This is a genomic window from Aminobacter sp. NyZ550 (assembly GCF_025628925.2).
Lineage (GTDB): Bacteria > Pseudomonadota > Alphaproteobacteria > Rhizobiales > Rhizobiaceae > Aminobacter > Aminobacter ciceronei.
On sequence record NZ_CP114190.1, the window covers coordinates 3,448,006 to 3,465,346 of the forward strand.

Consider the following 17,341-nt stretch of genomic DNA (forward strand, 5'->3'; position numbering starts at 1 on the left):
TGAGCAGTTGCAATAAATCCGGCGACGCTATAGACGCCGGATTTGGTTTTTAACCCCCGTGCTTCCGGAAAAAAATAAGGATAGGAATATGGCACAAGAACGTAGGGAAGGTGGTCGCGACCGTAGCCGTGACCGCGAAGAGCGCGACAGCGAGTTCGTCGATAAGCTCGTCCACATCAACCGCGTTGCCAAGGTCGTCAAGGGCGGCCGGCGTTTCGGTTTTGCAGCACTCGTCGTCGTCGGAGACCAGAAGGGCCGTGTTGGCTTTGGTCACGGCAAGGCGCGCGAAGTGCCGGAAGCGATCCGCAAGGCAACCGAATCGGCAAAGCGCGACATGATCTTCGTGCCGCTCCGCTCGGGCCGTACGCTGCACCACGATGTTGAAGGCCGTTGGGGCGCTGGTCGCGTTCTGCTGCGCTCTGCCAAGCAGGGTACCGGCATCATCGCCGGCGGTCCGATGCGCGCTGTCTTCGAGACGCTCGGCATGCACGACGTCGTCGCCAAGTCGATGGGTTCGTCGAACCCGTACAACATGGTTCGTGCGACCTTCGATGCGCTGAAGAGCCAGATGCATCCGAAGGATGTGGCTGCACAGCGCGGCATCAAGTACTCGACGCTTCAGGCCCGCCGCGGCACCGCCGTAGCGGCTGAAGAATAGTCGCTCGAGCTGACCAGGGACAATGACCATGGCCAAGAAAGCAACCAAGACCATCACCGTCGAGCAGATCGGCAGCCCGATCCGTCGTCCGAAGGAACAGCGCGCAACGCTGGTCGGCCTCGGCCTCAACAAGATGCATCGCAAGCGCACGCTGGAGGATACTCCTTCGGTGCGTGGCATGATCGCAGCTGTCCAGCACCTCGTCCGCGTTGTGGACGAGGCGTAAGCCGAGCGCAGGAGATAGAAGATGAAACTCAACGATCTGCGTGACAACGCCGGCGCGACCCACTCCAAGAAACGTCTTGGCCGTGGTATCGGCTCCGGCTCCGGCAAGACCGGCGGCCGCGGCGTGAAGGGCCAGAAGGCTCGTTCGGGCGTCGCGATCAACGGCTTCGAGGGTGGCCAGATGCCGCTCTACCGTCGCCTGCCGAAGCGCGGCTTCACCAACATCTTTGCAAAGAGCTTCGTCACCGTTTCGCTGGCCCGCATCCAGGCCGCGATCGATGCCAAGAAGCTCGACGCAAAGGAGACCGTGACCGGTGAGGCGCTCGTCAAGGCCGGCGTGATTCGCCGCGTCAAGGACGGCGTCCGCATCCTCGGCGACGGCGAACTCAAGGCCAAGGTGGCCTTTGATGTTGCCGGCGCTTCCAAGCCGGCGATCGAGAAGATCGAAAAGGCTGGAGGATCGGTGAAGCTGCCTGAAGTGGCAGCCGCCGAGTAAAAGGCTTTGCAAAGTAAGCGGCGGTAGAGATACCGCCGCTTGCATGTTTGCCTCCCGGAGCCTATCTCGTGGCTTCGGTGACACGCGCCGCGCCCATCGCGGCATTTCGGCGTGACCAAGCGGAGTACCCTGAATGGCATCGGCTGCTGAACAACTAGCATCCAATCTGAATTTCGCAGCCTTCGCCAAGGCCGAAGACCTCAAGAAGCGCATCTGGTTCACGCTTGGCGCGCTTTTGGTCTACCGCCTCGGTACCTACATTCCGCTTCCGGGAATCAACCCCGACGCATTCGCGCAGGCTTTCACCCAGCAGAGCCGCGGCGTGCTCGGCATCTTCAACATGTTTGCCGGTGGTGCTGTCGAGCGCATGGCGCTCTTTGCGCTCGGCATCATGCCCTACATCTCCGCTTCCATCATCATGCAGCTCATGACGTCGGTCGTGCCGTCGCTTGAAGCGCTGAAGAAGGAAGGCGAGCAGGGCCGCAAGATCATCAACCAGTACACCCGCTACGGCACCGTGCTGCTGGCGGTCGTCCAGGCTTATGGCATTTCCGCCGGCCTTGAGGGCGGCAACGGCATCGTTACCGATCCGGGCATGTTCTTCCGTGCCTCGACGGTCATCACGCTTGTCGGCGGCACAATGTTCCTGATGTGGCTCGGCGAGCAGATCACCGCGCGCGGCATCGGCAACGGCATTTCACTGATCATCTTCGCCGGCATCGTCGCAGGCCTGCCGAGCGCCATCAGCGGCACGCTGGAACTCGGCCGCACCGGTGCTCTGTCGACCGGCCTGATTCTCGCGATCATCGTTCTGGCGATCGTCGTCATTGCCCTGATCGTCTTCTTCGAGCGTGCGCAGCGTCGCCTTTTGATCCAGTATCCGAAGCGCCAGGTCGGCAATCGGATGTTCCAGGGCGATACGTCGCACCTGCCGCTGAAGCTGAACACCGCAGGCGTTATTCCTCCGATCTTCGCCTCGTCGCTGCTGCTGTTGCCGGCGACCGTCGCGGGCTTCTCGAACACCGCAACGCTGCCCGGCTGGGTGAGCACTGTCATGGCCGCTCTCGGCCATGGTCAGCCGCTCTACATGCTGCTCTACGCCGCGATGATCGTCTTTTTTGCCTTCTTCTACACGGCAATCGTCTTTAATCCGAAGGACACTGCCGACCAGCTGAAGAAGCATTCGGGCTTCATCCCCGGCTATCGCCCCGGCGAACGCACGGCGGAATATATCGACTACGTGCTGACCCGCGTCACCGTCATCGGCGCTGCCTACCTGGTCGTCATCTGCTTGATGCCCGAGTTCCTGATTTCGGCAACCGGCGTTCCGTTCTACCTTGGTGGTACTTCGCTTCTGATCGTGGTCAATGTAACCCTTGATACCGTGGCGCAGATTCAGGGTCACCTGATCGCCCACCAGTACGAGGGGCTGATCAAGAAGTCGAAGCTCCGTGGAGGTAAGAGGGGAAGATGAAGCTTATTTTGCTGGGACCGCCCGGGGCGGGGAAGGGCACTCAGGCGCAGAGGCTGGTTGAAAAGCACGGTATCCCGCAGCTTTCCACTGGTGACATGTTGCGGGCCGCAGTGAAGGCCGAGACGGAAGTTGGCAAGCGCGCAAAGGCTGTCATGGACGCCGGCGAGCTGGTTTCGGACGAGATCGTCAATGCCATCGTCGCCGAGCGAATCGACCAGGACGACTGCGCCAAGGGTTTCATCCTCGACGGTTACCCGCGCACGCTGGCGCAGGCCGATGCAGTCGCTGACATGCTGGCCGAACGCGGCCTGCATCTCGACGTGGTGATCGAGCTCGTCGTCGACGACAAGGCACTCGTTGGCCGGATTCTGAAGCGCGCCGAGGAAGCACAGGCTGCTGGCCAACCGGTTCGCAAGGACGACAATGCCGAGGTGTTCGAAGAACGCTTGCGCGAGTACTACAAGAAGACGGCGCCGTTGATCGGCTACTACTACGCCAACGACCTGCTCAAGCAGGTCGACGGCATGGCCGACATGGACGACGTTACCGCGCAGATTGAAGCTGTCATCGCAGCGGTCACGCACTAAAAACAGCCGTCGTGCTTGACTGACGGGCCGTACTGGCGTATGGCGGCCCGTCTTCCATTCAGACATGATGTTGTTTGCCCGTTAGGGTGCACAGTCATATTGATACGGAAAACCCGCATGGGCCGGCCTCCACCGGACGCGGGGCAACTTGAAGCGCCGGCACAGTCCGGCCCAAATGGAGTGAGAAAATGGCTCGTATAGCCGGCGTCAACATCCCGACCAACAAGCGCGTTGTGATTGCGCTTCAGTACATTCACGGCATTGGCAAGAAGTTCGCCCAGGAGATCGTCGAGAAGGTCGGCATCCCGGCTGAGCGCCGCGTCAACCAGCTGACCGATGCTGAAGTCCTGTCGATCCGCGAGACCATCGACCGCGACTACCAGGTCGAAGGCGATCTGCGCCGCGAAGTTTCGATCAACATCAAGCGCCTGATGGACCTCGGCTGCTACCGCGGCCTGCGTCACCGCCGGTCGCTTCCGGTCCGCGGCCAGCGCACGCATACCAATGCGCGCACCCGCAAGGGCCCGGCCAAGGCAATTGCCGGTAAGAAGAAGTAATTTCGTTCCCGGCGGGTTTCGGCCCGCCGGTTTCGCCTTTTATGGGCGGGTGTTCGGCCTGACACCTTAAAAGCAGGCTGGTGTAGCCGCTGGTATTACGGCGGTGAAGAGATCAACTGAAAGGACTACCATGGCTAAGGAAGCCGCTCGCGTTCGTCGTCGCGAACGCAAGAACATCTCGTCGGGCGTCGCCCACGTGAATTCGACCTTCAACAACACCATGATCACCATCTCCGATGCGCAGGGCAACACGATTGCCTGGTCGTCGGCCGGTGCACAGGGTTTCAAGGGTTCGCGCAAGTCGACCCCGTTCGCTGCGCAGATGGCTGCCGAAGACTGCGCCAAGAAGGCCCAGGAACATGGCATGCGTATGCTCGAGGTCGAAGTCTGCGGTCCGGGTTCGGGTCGTGAATCGGCGCTGCGCGCGCTCCAGGCTGCGGGTTTCACCATCACGTCGATCCGCGACGTGACGCCGATCCCGCACAACGGCTGCCGCCCGCGCAAGAAGCGTCGCGTCTAATATTTCACCCCGTGCGAGCGCCTTGGGCGCTCGTTACGGTTTCCAGGTCGCCCGCCACGATTGGATGGTGGCGGGGCAACGGAAGGAAGCGAATATGATCCAGAAAAACTGGCAGGAACTGATCAAGCCAAACAAGATCGAGTTCTCGTCCAAGAAGAAGACGCTGACCACGCTCGTCGCCGAACCGCTCGAGCGTGGCTTCGGCCTGACACTGGGCAACGCGCTCCGTCGCGTGCTGTTGTCGTCGCTTCGCGGCGCTGCCGTCACTGCCGTCCAGATCGACGGCGTGCTGCATGAGTTCTCGTCCATCGGCGGCGTTCGTGAGGACGTCACCGATATCGTGCTCAACATCAAGGAAATCGCCATCCGCATGGAAGGCGACGGCCCGAAGCGCATGGTCGTTCGCAAGCAGGGCCCCGGTGCCGTGCTCGCCGGCGACATCCAGACGGTCGGCGACGTCGAGATCCTGAACCCCGACCACGTCATCTGCACGCTCGACGAGGGTGCGGAGATCCGTATGGAGTTCACCGTCGACACCGGCAAGGGCTACGTCCCGGCTGAACGCAACCGCGCAGAAGATGCTCCGATCGGCCTCATCCCGGTCGACAGCCTCTACTCGCCGGTCAAGAAGGTTTCGTACAAGGTCGAGAACACCCGCGAGGGCCAGGTTCTGGACTACGACAAGCTGACCATGACTATCGAGACCGACGGTTCGATCACCGGTGAGGACGCGGTGGCTTTCGCTGCTCGCATCCTGCAGGACCAGCTCGCTCTGTTCGTCAACTTCGACGAGCCGCAGAAGGAAGTTGCAGCCGAGGCCGTTACCGAGCTTGCCTTCAATCCGGCGCTGCTCAAGAAGGTCGACGAACTGGAGCTTTCGGTCCGTTCGGCCAACTGTCTGAAGAACGACAACATCGTTTACATCGGCGACCTGATCCAGAAGACGGAAGCAGAAATGCTGCGTACTCCGAATTTCGGCCGCAAGTCGCTCAACGAGATCAAGGAAGTTCTGGCCGCGATGGGCCTGCACCTCGGTATGGAAGTGCAGGACTGGCCGCCGGAAAACATCGAAGACCTCGCCAAGCGATACGAAGACCAGTACTAAGACGACTTAGTCGAGCAAGGTTCCTAGGACCGGATATTCCGGTCCGACGGCCTTGCGGAAAACCATCAGAGGCCGTGGCCTCTTGAACAACTGAAGAAGGAAAAGAGCCATGCGCCACGGTTTCAAAGGCCGTCGCTTCGCCCGCAGCGTAAGCCACCGCAAGTCCATGTTCGCCAACCTCTCGGTCTCGCTGATCGAGCACGAGCAGATCGTGACCACGCTCGAAAAGGCGAAGGACCTGCGTCCGATCGTCGAGAAGCTGGTGACGCTCGGCAAGCGCGGCGACCTGCATGCCCGCCGCCAGGTGATCGCCCAGATCGGCAACGAAAACGTCGTGAAGCGTCTGTTCGACGTCGTCGCGCCGCGTTACGCCACCCGCAACGGCGGCTACCTGCGCATCATGAAGGCTGGCTTCCGCCGCGGTGACAACGCCGCCATGGCAGTCATCGAGTTCGTCGATCGCGACACCTCCGCCAAGGGCGCCGGCGACCGCGTTCGCCTCGAAGCCGAAGCTGCCAACGAAGCTGAAGCTGCATAAGTAGCCCGCATCGTTGTTTTGAACCGAAGGGGCCCTCGCGGCCCCTTTTGTTTTGGGCGACCCGCCAGAAAAGGCTGCAGCGGTTGTTCTGCATCCCGCGCCAACTATGCGGAAATAAGCGCTTTCGCGCGCATACAGCCTTTCAATTTGCACAATCGTCGCGACAATGGCGCCGACTAGACGTTGGAGGATTCGCAATGCGTGCGAAACGTTATTTGCTGCTTGCGCTGTGTGCCTGGATGGCCGTTGCAGGTGGTGTATCGGCCCAGGAGGCCACCAAGCCCGCCGAGGATCCCGGCCTGTCGGATGTGCTGACGGACCTTTTGAACGGCGGCAAGGATGGCACGGCCACGCCCGGCCCCGACCGTCGCGTGCCCTTCGGCCGCGAGGAGATGCAGCTTTCCTTCGCGCCGCTGGTCAAGGATACGTCTGCCGCAGTGGTCAACGTCTATGCTTCCAAGCAGGTGAAGGCACGCTCGCCCTTTGAGGGCGATCCATTCTTCGAGCAATTCTTCGGCCGTGGCGCGCCGCGCAATCGCTCCTCGCTCGGTTCCGGGGTACTGGTCGATGCGAGCGGCATCGTCGTCACCAACAATCACGTCGTCCAGGACGCCGACCAGGTGAAGGTCGCTCTGTCGGATGGCCGTGAATTCACCTCAAAAGTTCTGCTCAAGGACGACTCGCTCGACCTTGCCGTGCTGAAGATCGATTCCGACAAGCCGTTTCCGACGATCGCCATCGGCGATTCCGACGCGCTACAGGTTGGCGATCTCGTTCTTGCCATCGGCAATCCCTTCGGCGTTGGCCAGACCACGACCAGCGGCATCGTCTCGGCACTGGCCCGCACGCATATCGGCGTCTCCGATTCCGGCTTCTTCATCCAGACCGACGCCGCCATCAATCCGGGCAATTCCGGTGGCGCGCTGATCAATATGGGCGGCCAGTTGATCGGCATCAACACGGCGATCTTCAGCCGCACCGGCGGCTCGATCGGCATCGGCTTCGCCATTCCCTCCAATATGGTGCGCGCCTTCACCGAGGCGGCCAAGGGCGGCGCGGAGTTCTTCGAACGGCCGTTCATTGGTGCCTCGTTCGAGCCGGTGACGCCACAGATCGCAGAATCGCTCGGCATGGACCATCCTTCCGGCGCGCTGATTTCGTCCGTCGACGAAAACGGTCCGGCGGCACGCGCCGGCCTCAAGCCCGGCGATGTCGTTCTGTCGTTCAACGGAGCCGCCATCGAGCATATGGAAGCGCTCGACTATCGCCTGGCGACCCAGCCGATCGGCGGCAAGGCGACGCTGTCGGTTCTGACCAAGGGCGAGGAAAAGGCCGTTGAAGTGGCGCTCGAGCGCGCGCCGGAAGGCGCCAGCACGAACGAGGTGTTGCTGGGCGGCCGCAGCCCGTTTGCCGGCGCCAAGGTCGCCGTGCTGTCGCCGCGCCTGGCTCAGCGCCTGCGCGTTGCGACCGACACCAAAGGCGTCGTGATTGTCGGCGTTGACGGCGGCTCGGCGGCCGCCGGTTTCGGCTTCCAGGCCGGCGACATCGTGCGCGAGCTCAACGGTGAAACGATCGACACCGCAGAGAAGCTCAAGCTGCTTTCCGAAGAGGATACACGCTGGTGGCGCTTCACCGTCGAGCGCGACGGCCGCATCATGCGGCAGATGCTGCGCTACTGAGCGTTTGACCATGCTCGAACTGGACGTGGCACATAGCTGGATCGTGGGGAGGGCCACCGCATGAGCTCTCTCTTCGACGAGGTCGTGCCGCGCCCGCTTGCCGAGACATTGCGTCCGCAAAGCCTCAGCGAGGTCATCGGTCAGGACCATATCCTCGGTCCCGATGGTCCGATCGGCCGCATGGTCAAGTCGAAAAAGGCATCGTCCTTCATCCTCTGGGGGCCGCCAGGCGTCGGCAAGACGACAATTGCCCGGCTGGTCGCCAAGGAAATCGGTCTCGATTTTGTTCAGCTCTCAGCGGTTCTCTCTGGTGTCGCCGACCTCAGGAAGGTCGTGGACGCTGCCAGGCAGCTGCGCAGCGGGGCAGGGCGCCAGACGGTGGTGTTCGTTGATGAGCTCCACCGCTTCAACAGAACCACCCAGGACGCGCTGCTGCCGCATGTCGAGGACGGCACCATCGTGCTGATCGGTGCGACGACGGAGAACCCGAGCTTCAGCCTTGTTGCGGCTCTGCTGTCGCGTGCCAAGGTCTACACGCTCAAGCGTTTCGAGAAGCCTGACCTTGCCATCCTGGCCGACCGGGCCGAGGCGCATGCCGGCAGGAAGCTGCCGCTGGACGCTGACGCGCGTGATACACTTCTGACCATGGCGGATGGCGATGGGCGCTACCTGATCGGGCTCTGCGAGGAGCTGCTCGCGCTGCCTTCAGGCGTGGTGCTCGATGTCGGCGGCCTCGCCGAGACGGTGCAGAAGCGTGCTCCGGTCTACGACAAGGGGCAGGAAGAGCACTACAACATGCTCAGCTGCTTCCATAAAAGCCTGCGCGGCAGCGACGTGCAGGCGTCGCTCTACTGGGCAGCGCGCATGGTTGTCGGCGGCGAATCTCCGGCGACGATTTTCCGCCGCCTGGCTTGCGCCGCATCCGAAGACGTCGGCATGGCCGACCCGCAGGCGATGCCGCAGGTCATCGCTGCCTGGACGGCGTTCGAGCGGGTAGGGTGGCCGGAAGGGCGCCTGTTCATGGCCCAGGCGATCACCTATGTAGCGACGGCGCCCAAGTCGAACGCGTCCTATATGGGTTTCAACCAGGCGATTGCCATGGCCCAGCAGACCGGTTCTCTGGCGCCACCAAAGCACATCCTCAACGCCCCGACCAAGCTGATGAAGGAACTCGGCTACCACGAGGGCTACAAGTACGACCACGATTATCCCGACGCGTTTTCGGGCCAGGAATTCATGCCGGATGAGCTAGCTGGCGCCAACCGTCCGGAATTCTACGCGCCCAATGAACGCGGCTTTGAACGCGACATCAAGAAGCGGCTCGAGTTCTGGGCGCGCAACAAGGCCAATCGCAGCCAGTCCGACGATTAGGCCTGGTAGGCTGCGTATCCTGATCCTGCCTGGACGCAGGTCCGGCCACCATTTCCAGACGTCGCTTGCGGGTGTCCATCGGGCGGGCTCCGCTCTACCAATTATTGCGAGACAATGATTGCAGTAAAATGCAATCATATGTACGTAAGCGTAATGGCAACGCCATTGTGGGGATGCCTCGAAACGCGGCGCTCGAGCCAGCCCGCCAGCGCAGGGCAGAAACGGCGTGCCGGCGAAGTAAGGTCGACATGGCAGATCCCGAACCCGACAAGGCGATATCCGAGCTGCTTGAACGGGCAGGGGAAGCGTCAGAATTTCTGAAGAAGCTCGCCAACCCCAACCGCCTGATGATCGTCTGTGCGCTTGTCCAGGGCGAGCGTTCGGTGCGCGACCTCGAGGATAGCCTCGGCATCCGCCAACCGGGCCTTTCGCAGCAGCTCGCCGAGCTGCGTGATGCCGGATTGATCGCCGGCCGCAAGGAATCGAAGTCGGTCTTCTACCGCTTGGCGGATGAGCGCGTCACGGAGACCGTGGCGCTGCTCTACCGCATGTTCTGTGCGCCGACGGCCTCGGCAACTCCAAACGAAAGCAGGAAGAATGACTGAATTCACCCCCATCGCGTCGACAATAGGCGGCGTCCTGATCGGCCTGTCCGCCGTCCTGCTGATGGCCTGGGAAGGGCGCATTACAGGCATCAGCGGCATCGCCAGCCGCCTGTTGCCGCCCTATGCCGACGGTGCCTTCCTTTCGCGCTCTGGCTTCGTTCTCGGCGTGGTCGCGGCACCCCTGATCTACATGCTCGTGACCGGCAACGAGGTGCTCCAGACCGTGTCTTCGAACCTGCCGCTGATGGCCGTCGCCGGCCTGCTGGTTGGGTTCGGTTCCGTCTATGGCAGCGGCTGCACCAGCGGACACGGTGTCTGCGGGCTGTCGCGGCTGTCCATACGGTCGCTTGTGGCGACCATCACCTTCATGGCGACGGCCTTCGCCACGGTTTTCGTCGTCCGGCACGTCTTGGGAGCCTGACCATGCCCTTTGTCGTCAATCTCGCGCTTGGCCTGCTGTTCGGCATAGGGCTCATCGTTTCAGGGATGTCCGACCCAGCCAAGGTATTGGATTTCCTTGATCTGGCGGGCACCTGGGACCCATCACTGGCCTTCGTCATGGGCGGCGCCGTCGTCACTGCATTCGTCGGCTACCGCCTTGTATTCAAACGCCAGAAGCCATTGGCAGCAACCTCGTTCCAACTGCCAACGATGAAAAAAATCGACCGGCCGCTGCTCCTGGGATCGGCCACCTTCGGCATTGGCTGGGGTCTTGGCGGCTTTTGTCCGGGGCCGGCGCTGACGGCAACGCTGCTCGGAGCCGTCGGCGCCTATGCCTTCCTCCCAATGATGTTCGCAGGCATGTGCCTGGCTAGGAAGGTTGCGTCAAGACGCGTCGCGGCGCCCGCATGATCTGCGGTCGCGTCACTGCGAGTTCCAGGTTCTGCTGTGGCTAATATACGGGCAGGGCGATCGTCAGGCTCGTTTGCGGAACGTGCTGAACTGGAACAGCTGAACACTGTCCCACGGCGTCTTGTGTTCGTGACGGCGGGTGTCGATCAGCTTGAAGCCGTCACCCAGCAATGTGCCGATGCTTTCGGCATTGTGCCTGACGATCGGCAGCCCGCTACATTTCTCGGGACCGTCAGGCGCGAAAGTGCCAATGATCGCATGGCCCCCGGGCTTCAGCGCACGCTTCAACACAGTGGCATAGGTAGCCTGATCGCCAACGTCGACGAGGAAGTGAAATGCGGCACGGTCATGCCAGATGTCGTAGTCGGTGTTCGGCTCCCAGGCGGTCACGTCGCTGCGGATCCAGGTGACGCGGCTTGCGTCCGGTCCGAGGCGCGTGCGGTCGGCATCAAGTGCTGCCTGCGAGATGTCGAGCACGGTGACGTCGTCAAAGCCTCGACCGAGCAACACATCGACGAGATGCGAGGCGCCGCCGCCGACGTCGATGACAGCTGATCCCGGTGCGGCGCCGACGAGCTCGATCAGCGTCAGCGACGGTTCCGGTGACTGCTGATACCAGCTGACGGTGTTTTGCGCCTTGGTTTGGTAGATTGTCTCCCAATGGGAGGCCCGGTCGTCGCTCACAGCGTGGCTCCAGTCAAATCCTGCGGCATTCGACCATCTTGCCACCGTTTGGACGTCAAAGGGGACATGATTTGGCTCCACCGACGGGCACACCAGTTGTGGCGGCCAGGTTGAAATGTCCGCATTGGCGCAAAGTAGAAATGTCACTTCAGGCTGCCACACGGCACGACAATCAGCCCCGCTCTGACCGGCTGGTCCGGGTTGCAAGGGCAGAGCGGGGCGGTGATCGCCGCATGCGTCACCCGCTGATCCTTGTCGAACACCCGGTAGGGCAGGGAATGCCCCTTCCAGCGCACATCCAGCTGGCCGTCGGCATAGGCGTAGGTCTCGACATAGCGCCCGACCAGTCCGCGCGTCACCTCGTTCTCGTCCAGCATGATCCGCTGGCGCTCGTAGGAGAAGGTCAGTTGCGTGCCGACATAGCGCTGCTCACGTTTGCACAGGACGTCGCGCAGCCGATCCGGCGCGAGGCTCAGCGACCGATGTAGATCATCAGGTCGGGCAGGAGTAATGGCAAACTGCCGGTTATAGCCCTCCATGAACCGAGGCAGGAAAGCGTTGCCGTCGTCCATCCCGCAGATGCCCTCCAGGCGCAGATCCTTAATCAAACGGTCCTATAGCGTCCGGTTCATCCGTTCGACCCGTCCCTTGGCCTGACTGGAATTTGCGCAAAGAATCTCGATGTTTAGCTCGCAAAGTGCCCGCCCGAACTGGGTCATGCCCTGGCCGCCCTTGGCATCCTTCTTCGCCACCCGGAACACCGAATGCTTGTCGGAATAGAAGGCGACCGGAGCACCATGCGCCTTCAGATAGAACGCGAGCGCCTCGAAATAGCTGAACGCACTTTCCGAGCGTACAAAGCGCAACTGCATCAGCTTGCCGGTCGCATCATCGATGAACACCAGCAATGAACATGGGGCACCGCGATCCTCGAACCAACGATGCTCGGATCCATCGATTTGCACCAGTTCACCGTAGGCCTCGCGCCGCAACCGCGGCTGATGAAACGTCCGGCGCTGCTTGCGCGACAGCCACAGACCGGCCTCCGACATCCATTGGCGCAAGGTCTCGCGTGACACCGTCAGCCCGTCGCGCTCGGCCAGCTTCTCGGCGGCCAGCGTCGGACCGAAATCGACATAGCGCTCGCGCACGATCGCCACGGCATAGTCGCGCACGCCGTCACAAATCCGGTTGTTGGAGGGCCGGCCGATCGCCTTGTGCCGGATCGATGCCGCACCATCCGTCCGGATCCGCTCCAACAGCCGGCGAACCTGACGCGTGCTCAAGCCCAGGACATGCGAAGCCGAAACCATCGTCATGCGGCCGTCGACCACCTTCGACAAAACCTCGATCCGCTGCAGATCGCGTTCGCTCATCGCAATCAATCCCATCCGCAATCTCCTTGGCGTCGGTCAGACGCAAGGAGTGTGACATTCCAACTTTGCGGAAACAGGACATTCTAACTTTGCGGTGTGAGTTCTCGTCGAAGCGCGACTTCGCAGCGGCTCAGGTTAGCCTGACGTTCTCGGCGCCGTCATCATCTTTTGCCGGAACACTTCAGCGGGCGTCTTGAAGCCGAGGCATTTGCGCGGCGTCGTGTTGAGTTGGTGGCAGATGCCCTTCAGGTCGCTGTCGTTGACCGACAGTGGATCGAGATCTCGCGGCAGCCATTTTCGGGCTCTGCGATTGGTGTTTTCGACCGACCCTTTCTGCCACGGTGACTGTGGGTCGCAGAACCAGGTTTGCACGCCGAGCCCGGCCTGGAGATACGGCCAGTCGGTGAATTCGGTGCCGCGATCAAAGGTGATCGAACGCCGCGCGCCATGGGGAAGGGCGCTCAACGTATCGATCAGCCCGTCCATGATTGGCTTCGACTGCCGGTCGTTGTTGCGCAGGAACACCGTAAATCGGCTGACCCGTTCAACCAATGATGTGATGTTGGCCTTGCCGAACTTCTTGCGGAACTGCAGCAGGTCGCACTCCCAGTGGCCAAGCTGCTTGCGCTCCCGGACGATGTCCGGGCGGTGCAGAATGCTGAGTTCTGGGCTGAATCTTCGGCCGTGACGTCGCCGCACATGGCGTGGCCGGCGCCGCGCCCGACGCTCGGGCAGATAATGCCAAAGCTTCATCTCCTGGCCGTCGCTCGAATAGGCAAAGCGGTAGATCGTCTCGTGGCAGACCCGCGTCGGGCTTCTCTCGAGGTGCAGCCGGCCGGCGATCTGCTCTGGCGACCAGCCATGCTTGATCCGCTCGATGATCGCCGATCGCAGGCGCGGGAAACGCGCCAGCTTGCGATATCGGCTACGGCGCTCCTTGGCCTTGCTGTCGGCGGCGACACAGAAGTAGCCGGTCAGATCCGGCATCTCCGCGTCCTCGAAGACATTCCTGCGCAGCTCACGGAAAATCGTCGAACGATGCCGGCCGAGTTTCTCGGCGATCACATCGACACTGACCCCGGCTTGACGCCAGCGGGCGATCTTGCGCCGCTCATCGAGATCAATCTGCGAGTAGGTGCGTTTCATCTGCGGTTCCTTGCGTGCGATAACCTATTGGTATCGCTGCAAAGTCGCACTTCAAGGTAGAACCCACCCGGTTACACCAGTTTGTCGCATAAGATAGATTATGGAACAAGTCTACCTTTCAGAAACGCCGATTAGCTGGGTTTTTGCTGTTCCCGGTCGTCTCTGCAAGCTTGGCTGACGATCGGCTTGGACGCATTCGCCGTCAACAATGCGCGTTATTGGCCGGCTGCGATGCCACTCAGGCGCGCGTCAAACTGTCAGCTTATCACTCTGTCGAAAATGGCATTTCGATCGTCATGCCGTCATAGGCCGGTTCGACATGTGCCGGCGTGGCGTCCATGACGGCGGCGTAGTCCAGCGGCACGTGCATATGGGTCAGCACGGCCTTGCTTGGTTTGAGCTTCCCGATCCACTCCAACGCCTCCGAGAGCGACAGATGGCTGACATGCGGCCTATGCTGCAAGGCGTCGACGACGAGCAGTTCCAGGCCCATTATCAATGTGACCGTCGCATCAGGGAAGTCACTGACGTCGGAACAATAGGCCAGAGGCCCGACACGGAAGCCGAGCGAGATGATGTCGCCATGGATCTGCGGCAGCGGCAGAAAGGTGAGGGCACCCCCCTCTCCCGTTATGACGAATGGTTGGTCGTGCGCGATCGCATGCGGCCGCACGATCGGTGGGTATGAGCTGCCCGGCGGCGTTTCGATGCAGTAGCCAAATGCCTGTTTCAGCCTGTCGAGCGTGAAAACGTCGGCCCAGATATCAACGAGGCTACCGCGCTCGAGCACATAGCCCCGGAGGTCGTCAATGCCGTGGATATGGTCGGCATGCGGGTGCGTGTAGACCGCGCCGTCGATGTGGCGAACGCCGGCGGCCAGCATCTGGGCGCGGAAATCCGGCCCCGTGTCGATGACGACGCGCGTGACGCCGGTGTCGGAAATGCGCTCGACCATGGCGGCCGCGCGGGTGCGCCTGTTCTTCGGGTTTGTCGGGTCACAGGCGCCCCAGTCCCCGGTGATGCGCGGCGTCCCTGGCGACGAGCCGCAACCCAGAATGGTAAGGCGCAGCACGTCGGCCATGGCGTCAGGCTGGCCTCGGCATCTTGGTGAACAGCCGGAAGAAGTTGGCTGTGGTGATGTCGGCGATTTCAGCTGCGCTGACACCGATGGTTTCGGCCAGCACTGCAGCCGTCTGCGCCACGAAGGCCGGCTCGTTGCGTTTGCCGCGATGCGGCGGCGGCGCAAGGTATGGCGCATCGGTTTCGACCAGCAGCCGGTCGCGCGGCACGTCCTTGGCGATTTCGCGCAGCTCGGCCGAGTTCTTGAACGTCAGGATGCCGGAGAACGAGACATAGCCGCCAAGCGCGACGCCGATGCGCGCCAGCTCGGCCCCTGACGAGAAGCAGTGCAGGATGAAGGGGAAGGCACCCTTCCCTGTTTCCTCCTTGAGGATATCAGCCATGTCGTCATCGGCGTTACGGGCGTGGATGACCAGCGGCAATCCGGTTTCACGCGACGCTGCAATATGGACGCGCAGGCCCTGCGCCTGTGCGTCACGCGGCGACTTGTCGTAGAAATAATCGAGGCCGGCCTCGCCGATCGCCACAACTTTCGGGTGCTGTGCCAGCCGGACCAGATCTGCGGTCGTCACGTCGAGTTCTTCCGCAGCGTTGTGCGGATGGGTGCCGACGGAGCAGAAAACTTCGCCGAATTCTTCAGCGATCGCAAGGATTTGTTCGAAGCGCTTCACGCGCGTCGAGATCGTGACCATCCGCTCGACGCCCGCCGCCTTGGCGCGCGCGATGATATCGGCGCGCTCCTCGGCGAAATCGGGGAAGTCGAGATGGCAATGACTGTCGACCAACATTTCTGCCGGCCTCAGCTTTCCGCTGCCTGTTCGACATAGCGCGGGAACACCGGCTGCGGTGCCGGCAGTGCCGCACCCGAGACCAGCGCATGCGCGGCGTCGACATGGACGAAGTCCCGGTCGGTGATGGCAAGCAGGTCGAGCAGCTTCGCCGCCGAGGCCGGAATGAACGGCTGGCACATGATTCCGACGCGACGGATCACCTCGGCCGTGGTCCACAGCACCGTTTCCATGCGCGCCGGGTCCGTCTTCTTCAGTGCCCAGGGCTCCTGTGCCGCGAAGTAGCGGTTGGCCTCGGCAACGACGGCGAAGATCGCGGCGAGGGCGTGGTGGATGCCCTGCTCCGCCATTGCCTTGCGCGCCGTCGCCAGCGCCGCCACGGCCTGGTCGAGGATCGCCTTGTCGGCCTCCGCCAATTCGCCGCGCTGCGGCACCACGCCATTGCAGTTCTTAGCGATCATCGACAGCGAGCGCTGCGCAAGATTGCCGAGGTCGTTGGCGAGATCGGCATTGGTGCGGTTGACGATTGCCTCGTGGCTGTAGCTGCCGTCCTGGCCGAACGGAACCTCACGCAGCAGGAAGTAGCGCACCTGGTCGAGGCCATAATGCTCGACCATGGTGAACGGATCGACGACGTTGCCGAGCGACTTCGACATCTTCTCGCCGCGGTTGAACAGGAAGCCGTGGCCGAACACCCGCTTCGGCAACTCGATGCCGGCGGACATCAGGAAAGCCGGCCAGTAGACGGCATGGAAGCGGACGATGTCCTTGCCGATGATATGAACGGCAGGCCAGTAAGCCCACTTCTCGGCGCTGGTGTCCGGATAGCCGAGCGCCGTGATGTAGTTGGTCAGCGCGTCGACCCAGACATACATCACGTGCTTGTCGTCGCCGGGCACCGGCACGCCCCAGTCGAATGTCGTGCGCGAGATCGACAGGTCCTTCAGACCCGAACGGACGAAGCTCGCAACCTCGTTGCGGCGCTCGTTGGGGCCGATGAAGTCGGGCTTGCTGTCATAGAGCGCAAGCAGCTTGTCCTGATAGGCCGACAGGCGGAAGAAGTAGCTCTCCTCCTCGACCCATTCAACCGGCGTGCCCTGCGGGCCATAGCGCACATTGTCGGGACGTACTTCGGTCTCTTCCTCGCCGTAATAGGCTTCGTCGCGCACCGAATACCAGCCGGCATAGCTGCTCTTGTAGATGTCGCCCTTGTCAGCCATCGCCTTCCAGATCGCCTGGGAGGCAGCATAGTGACGCTCTTCGGTGGTGCGGATGAAATCGTCGTTCGACGCATTCAGAAGTGTTGCCATCTTCTTGAATTCGTTCGAATTGCGGTCTGCCAGTTCACGCGCGGTGATGCCTTCGCGGTTGGCCGTCTGCAGCATCTTGATGCCGTGCTCGTCGGTGCCGGTGAGGAAGAAAACATCCTTGCCGTCATGGCGCTGGAAGCGGGCAAGAGCGTCGGTTGCGATCAGCTCGTAGGCGTGGCCGATATGCGGCTTGCCGTTGGGATAGGAGATCGCGGTCGTGATGTAGAATTTTTCGCGGGACATGGGTGGGCCGTCATGAATGTCGGATTGAAAGGGTCGCGGTCAGACAA

19 protein-coding genes and 1 pseudogene are annotated in these 17,341 nt (G+C 62.0%); 14 read left to right on the forward strand and 6 right to left on the reverse strand.

All coding sequences use genetic code 11. The features are described 5' to 3' along the window. Positions 1-88: 88 nt before the first annotated feature. The 14 genes from rpsE (at position 89) to N7E70_RS17195 (ending at position 10,667) form a co-directional block, all read left to right on the forward strand. The gene (gene rpsE / locus N7E70_RS17130) at positions 89-658 is read left to right on the forward strand and encodes a 30S ribosomal protein S5 (protein WP_067961902.1); all 570 of its coding nucleotides are present in this window, start codon (positions 89-91) and stop codon (positions 656-658) included. Between the two features lie 28 nt (positions 659-686). Next, positions 687-884, forward strand: coding sequence for a 50S ribosomal protein L30 (gene rpmD / locus N7E70_RS17135; protein WP_067961904.1), 198 nt, complete (start codon positions 687-689; stop codon positions 882-884). 21 nt (positions 885-905) lie between these two features. After that, positions 906-1,379 carry a 50S ribosomal protein L15 gene (gene rplO / locus N7E70_RS17140; protein ID WP_067961906.1) on the forward strand — a complete coding sequence of 158 codons (474 nt, stop codon included), beginning with the start codon at positions 906-908 and terminating at the stop codon, positions 1,377-1,379. A gap of 133 nt (positions 1,380-1,512) precedes the next feature. Next, the gene (gene secY / locus N7E70_RS17145) at positions 1,513-2,853 is read left to right on the forward strand and encodes a preprotein translocase subunit SecY (RefSeq protein ID WP_067961908.1); all 1,341 of its coding nucleotides are present in this window, start codon (positions 1,513-1,515) and stop codon (positions 2,851-2,853) included. Then, entirely contained in the window at positions 2,850-3,440 is a 591-nt protein-coding gene (locus tag N7E70_RS17150; RefSeq protein ID WP_263007057.1) for an adenylate kinase, read from the forward strand. The genes secY and N7E70_RS17150 overlap by 4 nt, the downstream gene beginning before the upstream one ends. 188 nt (positions 3,441-3,628) lie before the next feature. Further along, on the forward strand, positions 3,629-3,997 hold the full coding sequence (rpsM, locus tag N7E70_RS17155; RefSeq protein ID WP_055976458.1) for a 30S ribosomal protein S13: 369 nt from the start codon (positions 3,629-3,631) through the stop codon (positions 3,995-3,997). Positions 3,998-4,127: 130 nt separating this feature from the next. Then, positions 4,128-4,517 (forward strand): 30S ribosomal protein S11, encoded by a 390-nt coding sequence (rpsK, locus tag N7E70_RS17160; protein WP_055976460.1) that lies wholly within the window; start codon positions 4,128-4,130, stop codon positions 4,515-4,517. Positions 4,518-4,611: 94 nt separating this feature from the next. Continuing rightward, positions 4,612-5,622, forward strand: coding sequence for a DNA-directed RNA polymerase subunit alpha (locus tag N7E70_RS17165; RefSeq protein WP_055976463.1), 1,011 nt, complete (start codon positions 4,612-4,614; stop codon positions 5,620-5,622). A gap of 109 nt (positions 5,623-5,731) precedes the next feature. Further along, entirely contained in the window at positions 5,732-6,160 is a 429-nt protein-coding gene (rplQ, locus tag N7E70_RS17170) for a 50S ribosomal protein L17 (RefSeq protein WP_067961913.1), read from the forward strand. Positions 6,161-6,357: 197 nt separating this feature from the next. Continuing rightward, positions 6,358-7,839, forward strand: a complete 1,482-nt coding sequence (locus N7E70_RS17175; protein ID WP_067961915.1) for a DegQ family serine endoprotease — start codon at positions 6,358-6,360, stop codon at positions 7,837-7,839. A gap of 60 nt (positions 7,840-7,899) precedes the next feature. Then, positions 7,900-9,210, forward strand: a complete 1,311-nt coding sequence (locus N7E70_RS17180) for a replication-associated recombination protein A (RefSeq protein WP_263007058.1) — start codon at positions 7,900-7,902, stop codon at positions 9,208-9,210. Between the two features lie 248 nt (positions 9,211-9,458). After that, positions 9,459-9,815, forward strand: coding sequence for an ArsR/SmtB family transcription factor (locus tag N7E70_RS17185; protein ID WP_263007059.1), 357 nt, complete (start codon positions 9,459-9,461; stop codon positions 9,813-9,815). Next, positions 9,808-10,236: a YeeE/YedE family protein gene (locus tag N7E70_RS17190; protein ID WP_263007060.1), complete on the forward strand. Its 429-nt coding sequence runs from the start codon at positions 9,808-9,810 to the stop codon at positions 10,234-10,236. The genes N7E70_RS17185 and N7E70_RS17190 overlap by 8 nt, the downstream gene beginning before the upstream one ends. A gap of 2 nt (positions 10,237-10,238) precedes the next feature. Continuing rightward, positions 10,239-10,667, forward strand: a complete 429-nt coding sequence (locus N7E70_RS17195) for a DUF6691 family protein (RefSeq protein ID WP_263007061.1) — start codon at positions 10,239-10,241, stop codon at positions 10,665-10,667. Between the two features lie 63 nt (positions 10,668-10,730). Here N7E70_RS17195 and N7E70_RS17200 read toward each other — a convergent pair whose 3' ends face one another. From N7E70_RS17200 to metG, 6 genes and pseudogenes are all read right to left on the reverse strand, one after another. Next, positions 10,731-11,351 (reverse strand): class I SAM-dependent methyltransferase, encoded by a 621-nt coding sequence (locus N7E70_RS17200; RefSeq protein WP_263007062.1) that lies wholly within the window; start codon positions 11,349-11,351, stop codon positions 10,731-10,733. Positions 11,352-11,572: 221 nt separating this feature from the next. Further along, a pseudogene (locus N7E70_RS17205) lies at positions 11,573-12,742 on the reverse strand (ISNCY family transposase); the annotation flags it as partial. 120 nt (positions 12,743-12,862) lie between these two features. Beyond that, positions 12,863-13,873, reverse strand: coding sequence for an IS30 family transposase (locus tag N7E70_RS17210; RefSeq protein ID WP_263007063.1), 1,011 nt, complete (start codon positions 13,871-13,873; stop codon positions 12,863-12,865). Positions 13,874-14,138: 265 nt separating this feature from the next. Then, a complete protein-coding gene (locus tag N7E70_RS17215; RefSeq protein ID WP_263007064.1) occupies positions 14,139-14,954 on the reverse strand; it encodes an MBL fold metallo-hydrolase in 816 nt (271 codons plus the stop codon). A 4-nt stretch (positions 14,955-14,958) separates the two neighbouring features. Beyond that, complete coding sequence (locus N7E70_RS17220; protein WP_067961932.1) at positions 14,959-15,741, reverse strand: TatD family hydrolase; 783 nt, start codon at positions 15,739-15,741, stop codon at positions 14,959-14,961. Between the two features lie 11 nt (positions 15,742-15,752). Beyond that, on the reverse strand, positions 15,753-17,294 hold the full coding sequence (gene metG, locus N7E70_RS17225; RefSeq protein ID WP_182576231.1) for a methionine--tRNA ligase: 1,542 nt from the start codon (positions 17,292-17,294) through the stop codon (positions 15,753-15,755). Positions 17,295-17,341 lie beyond the last annotated feature (47 nt).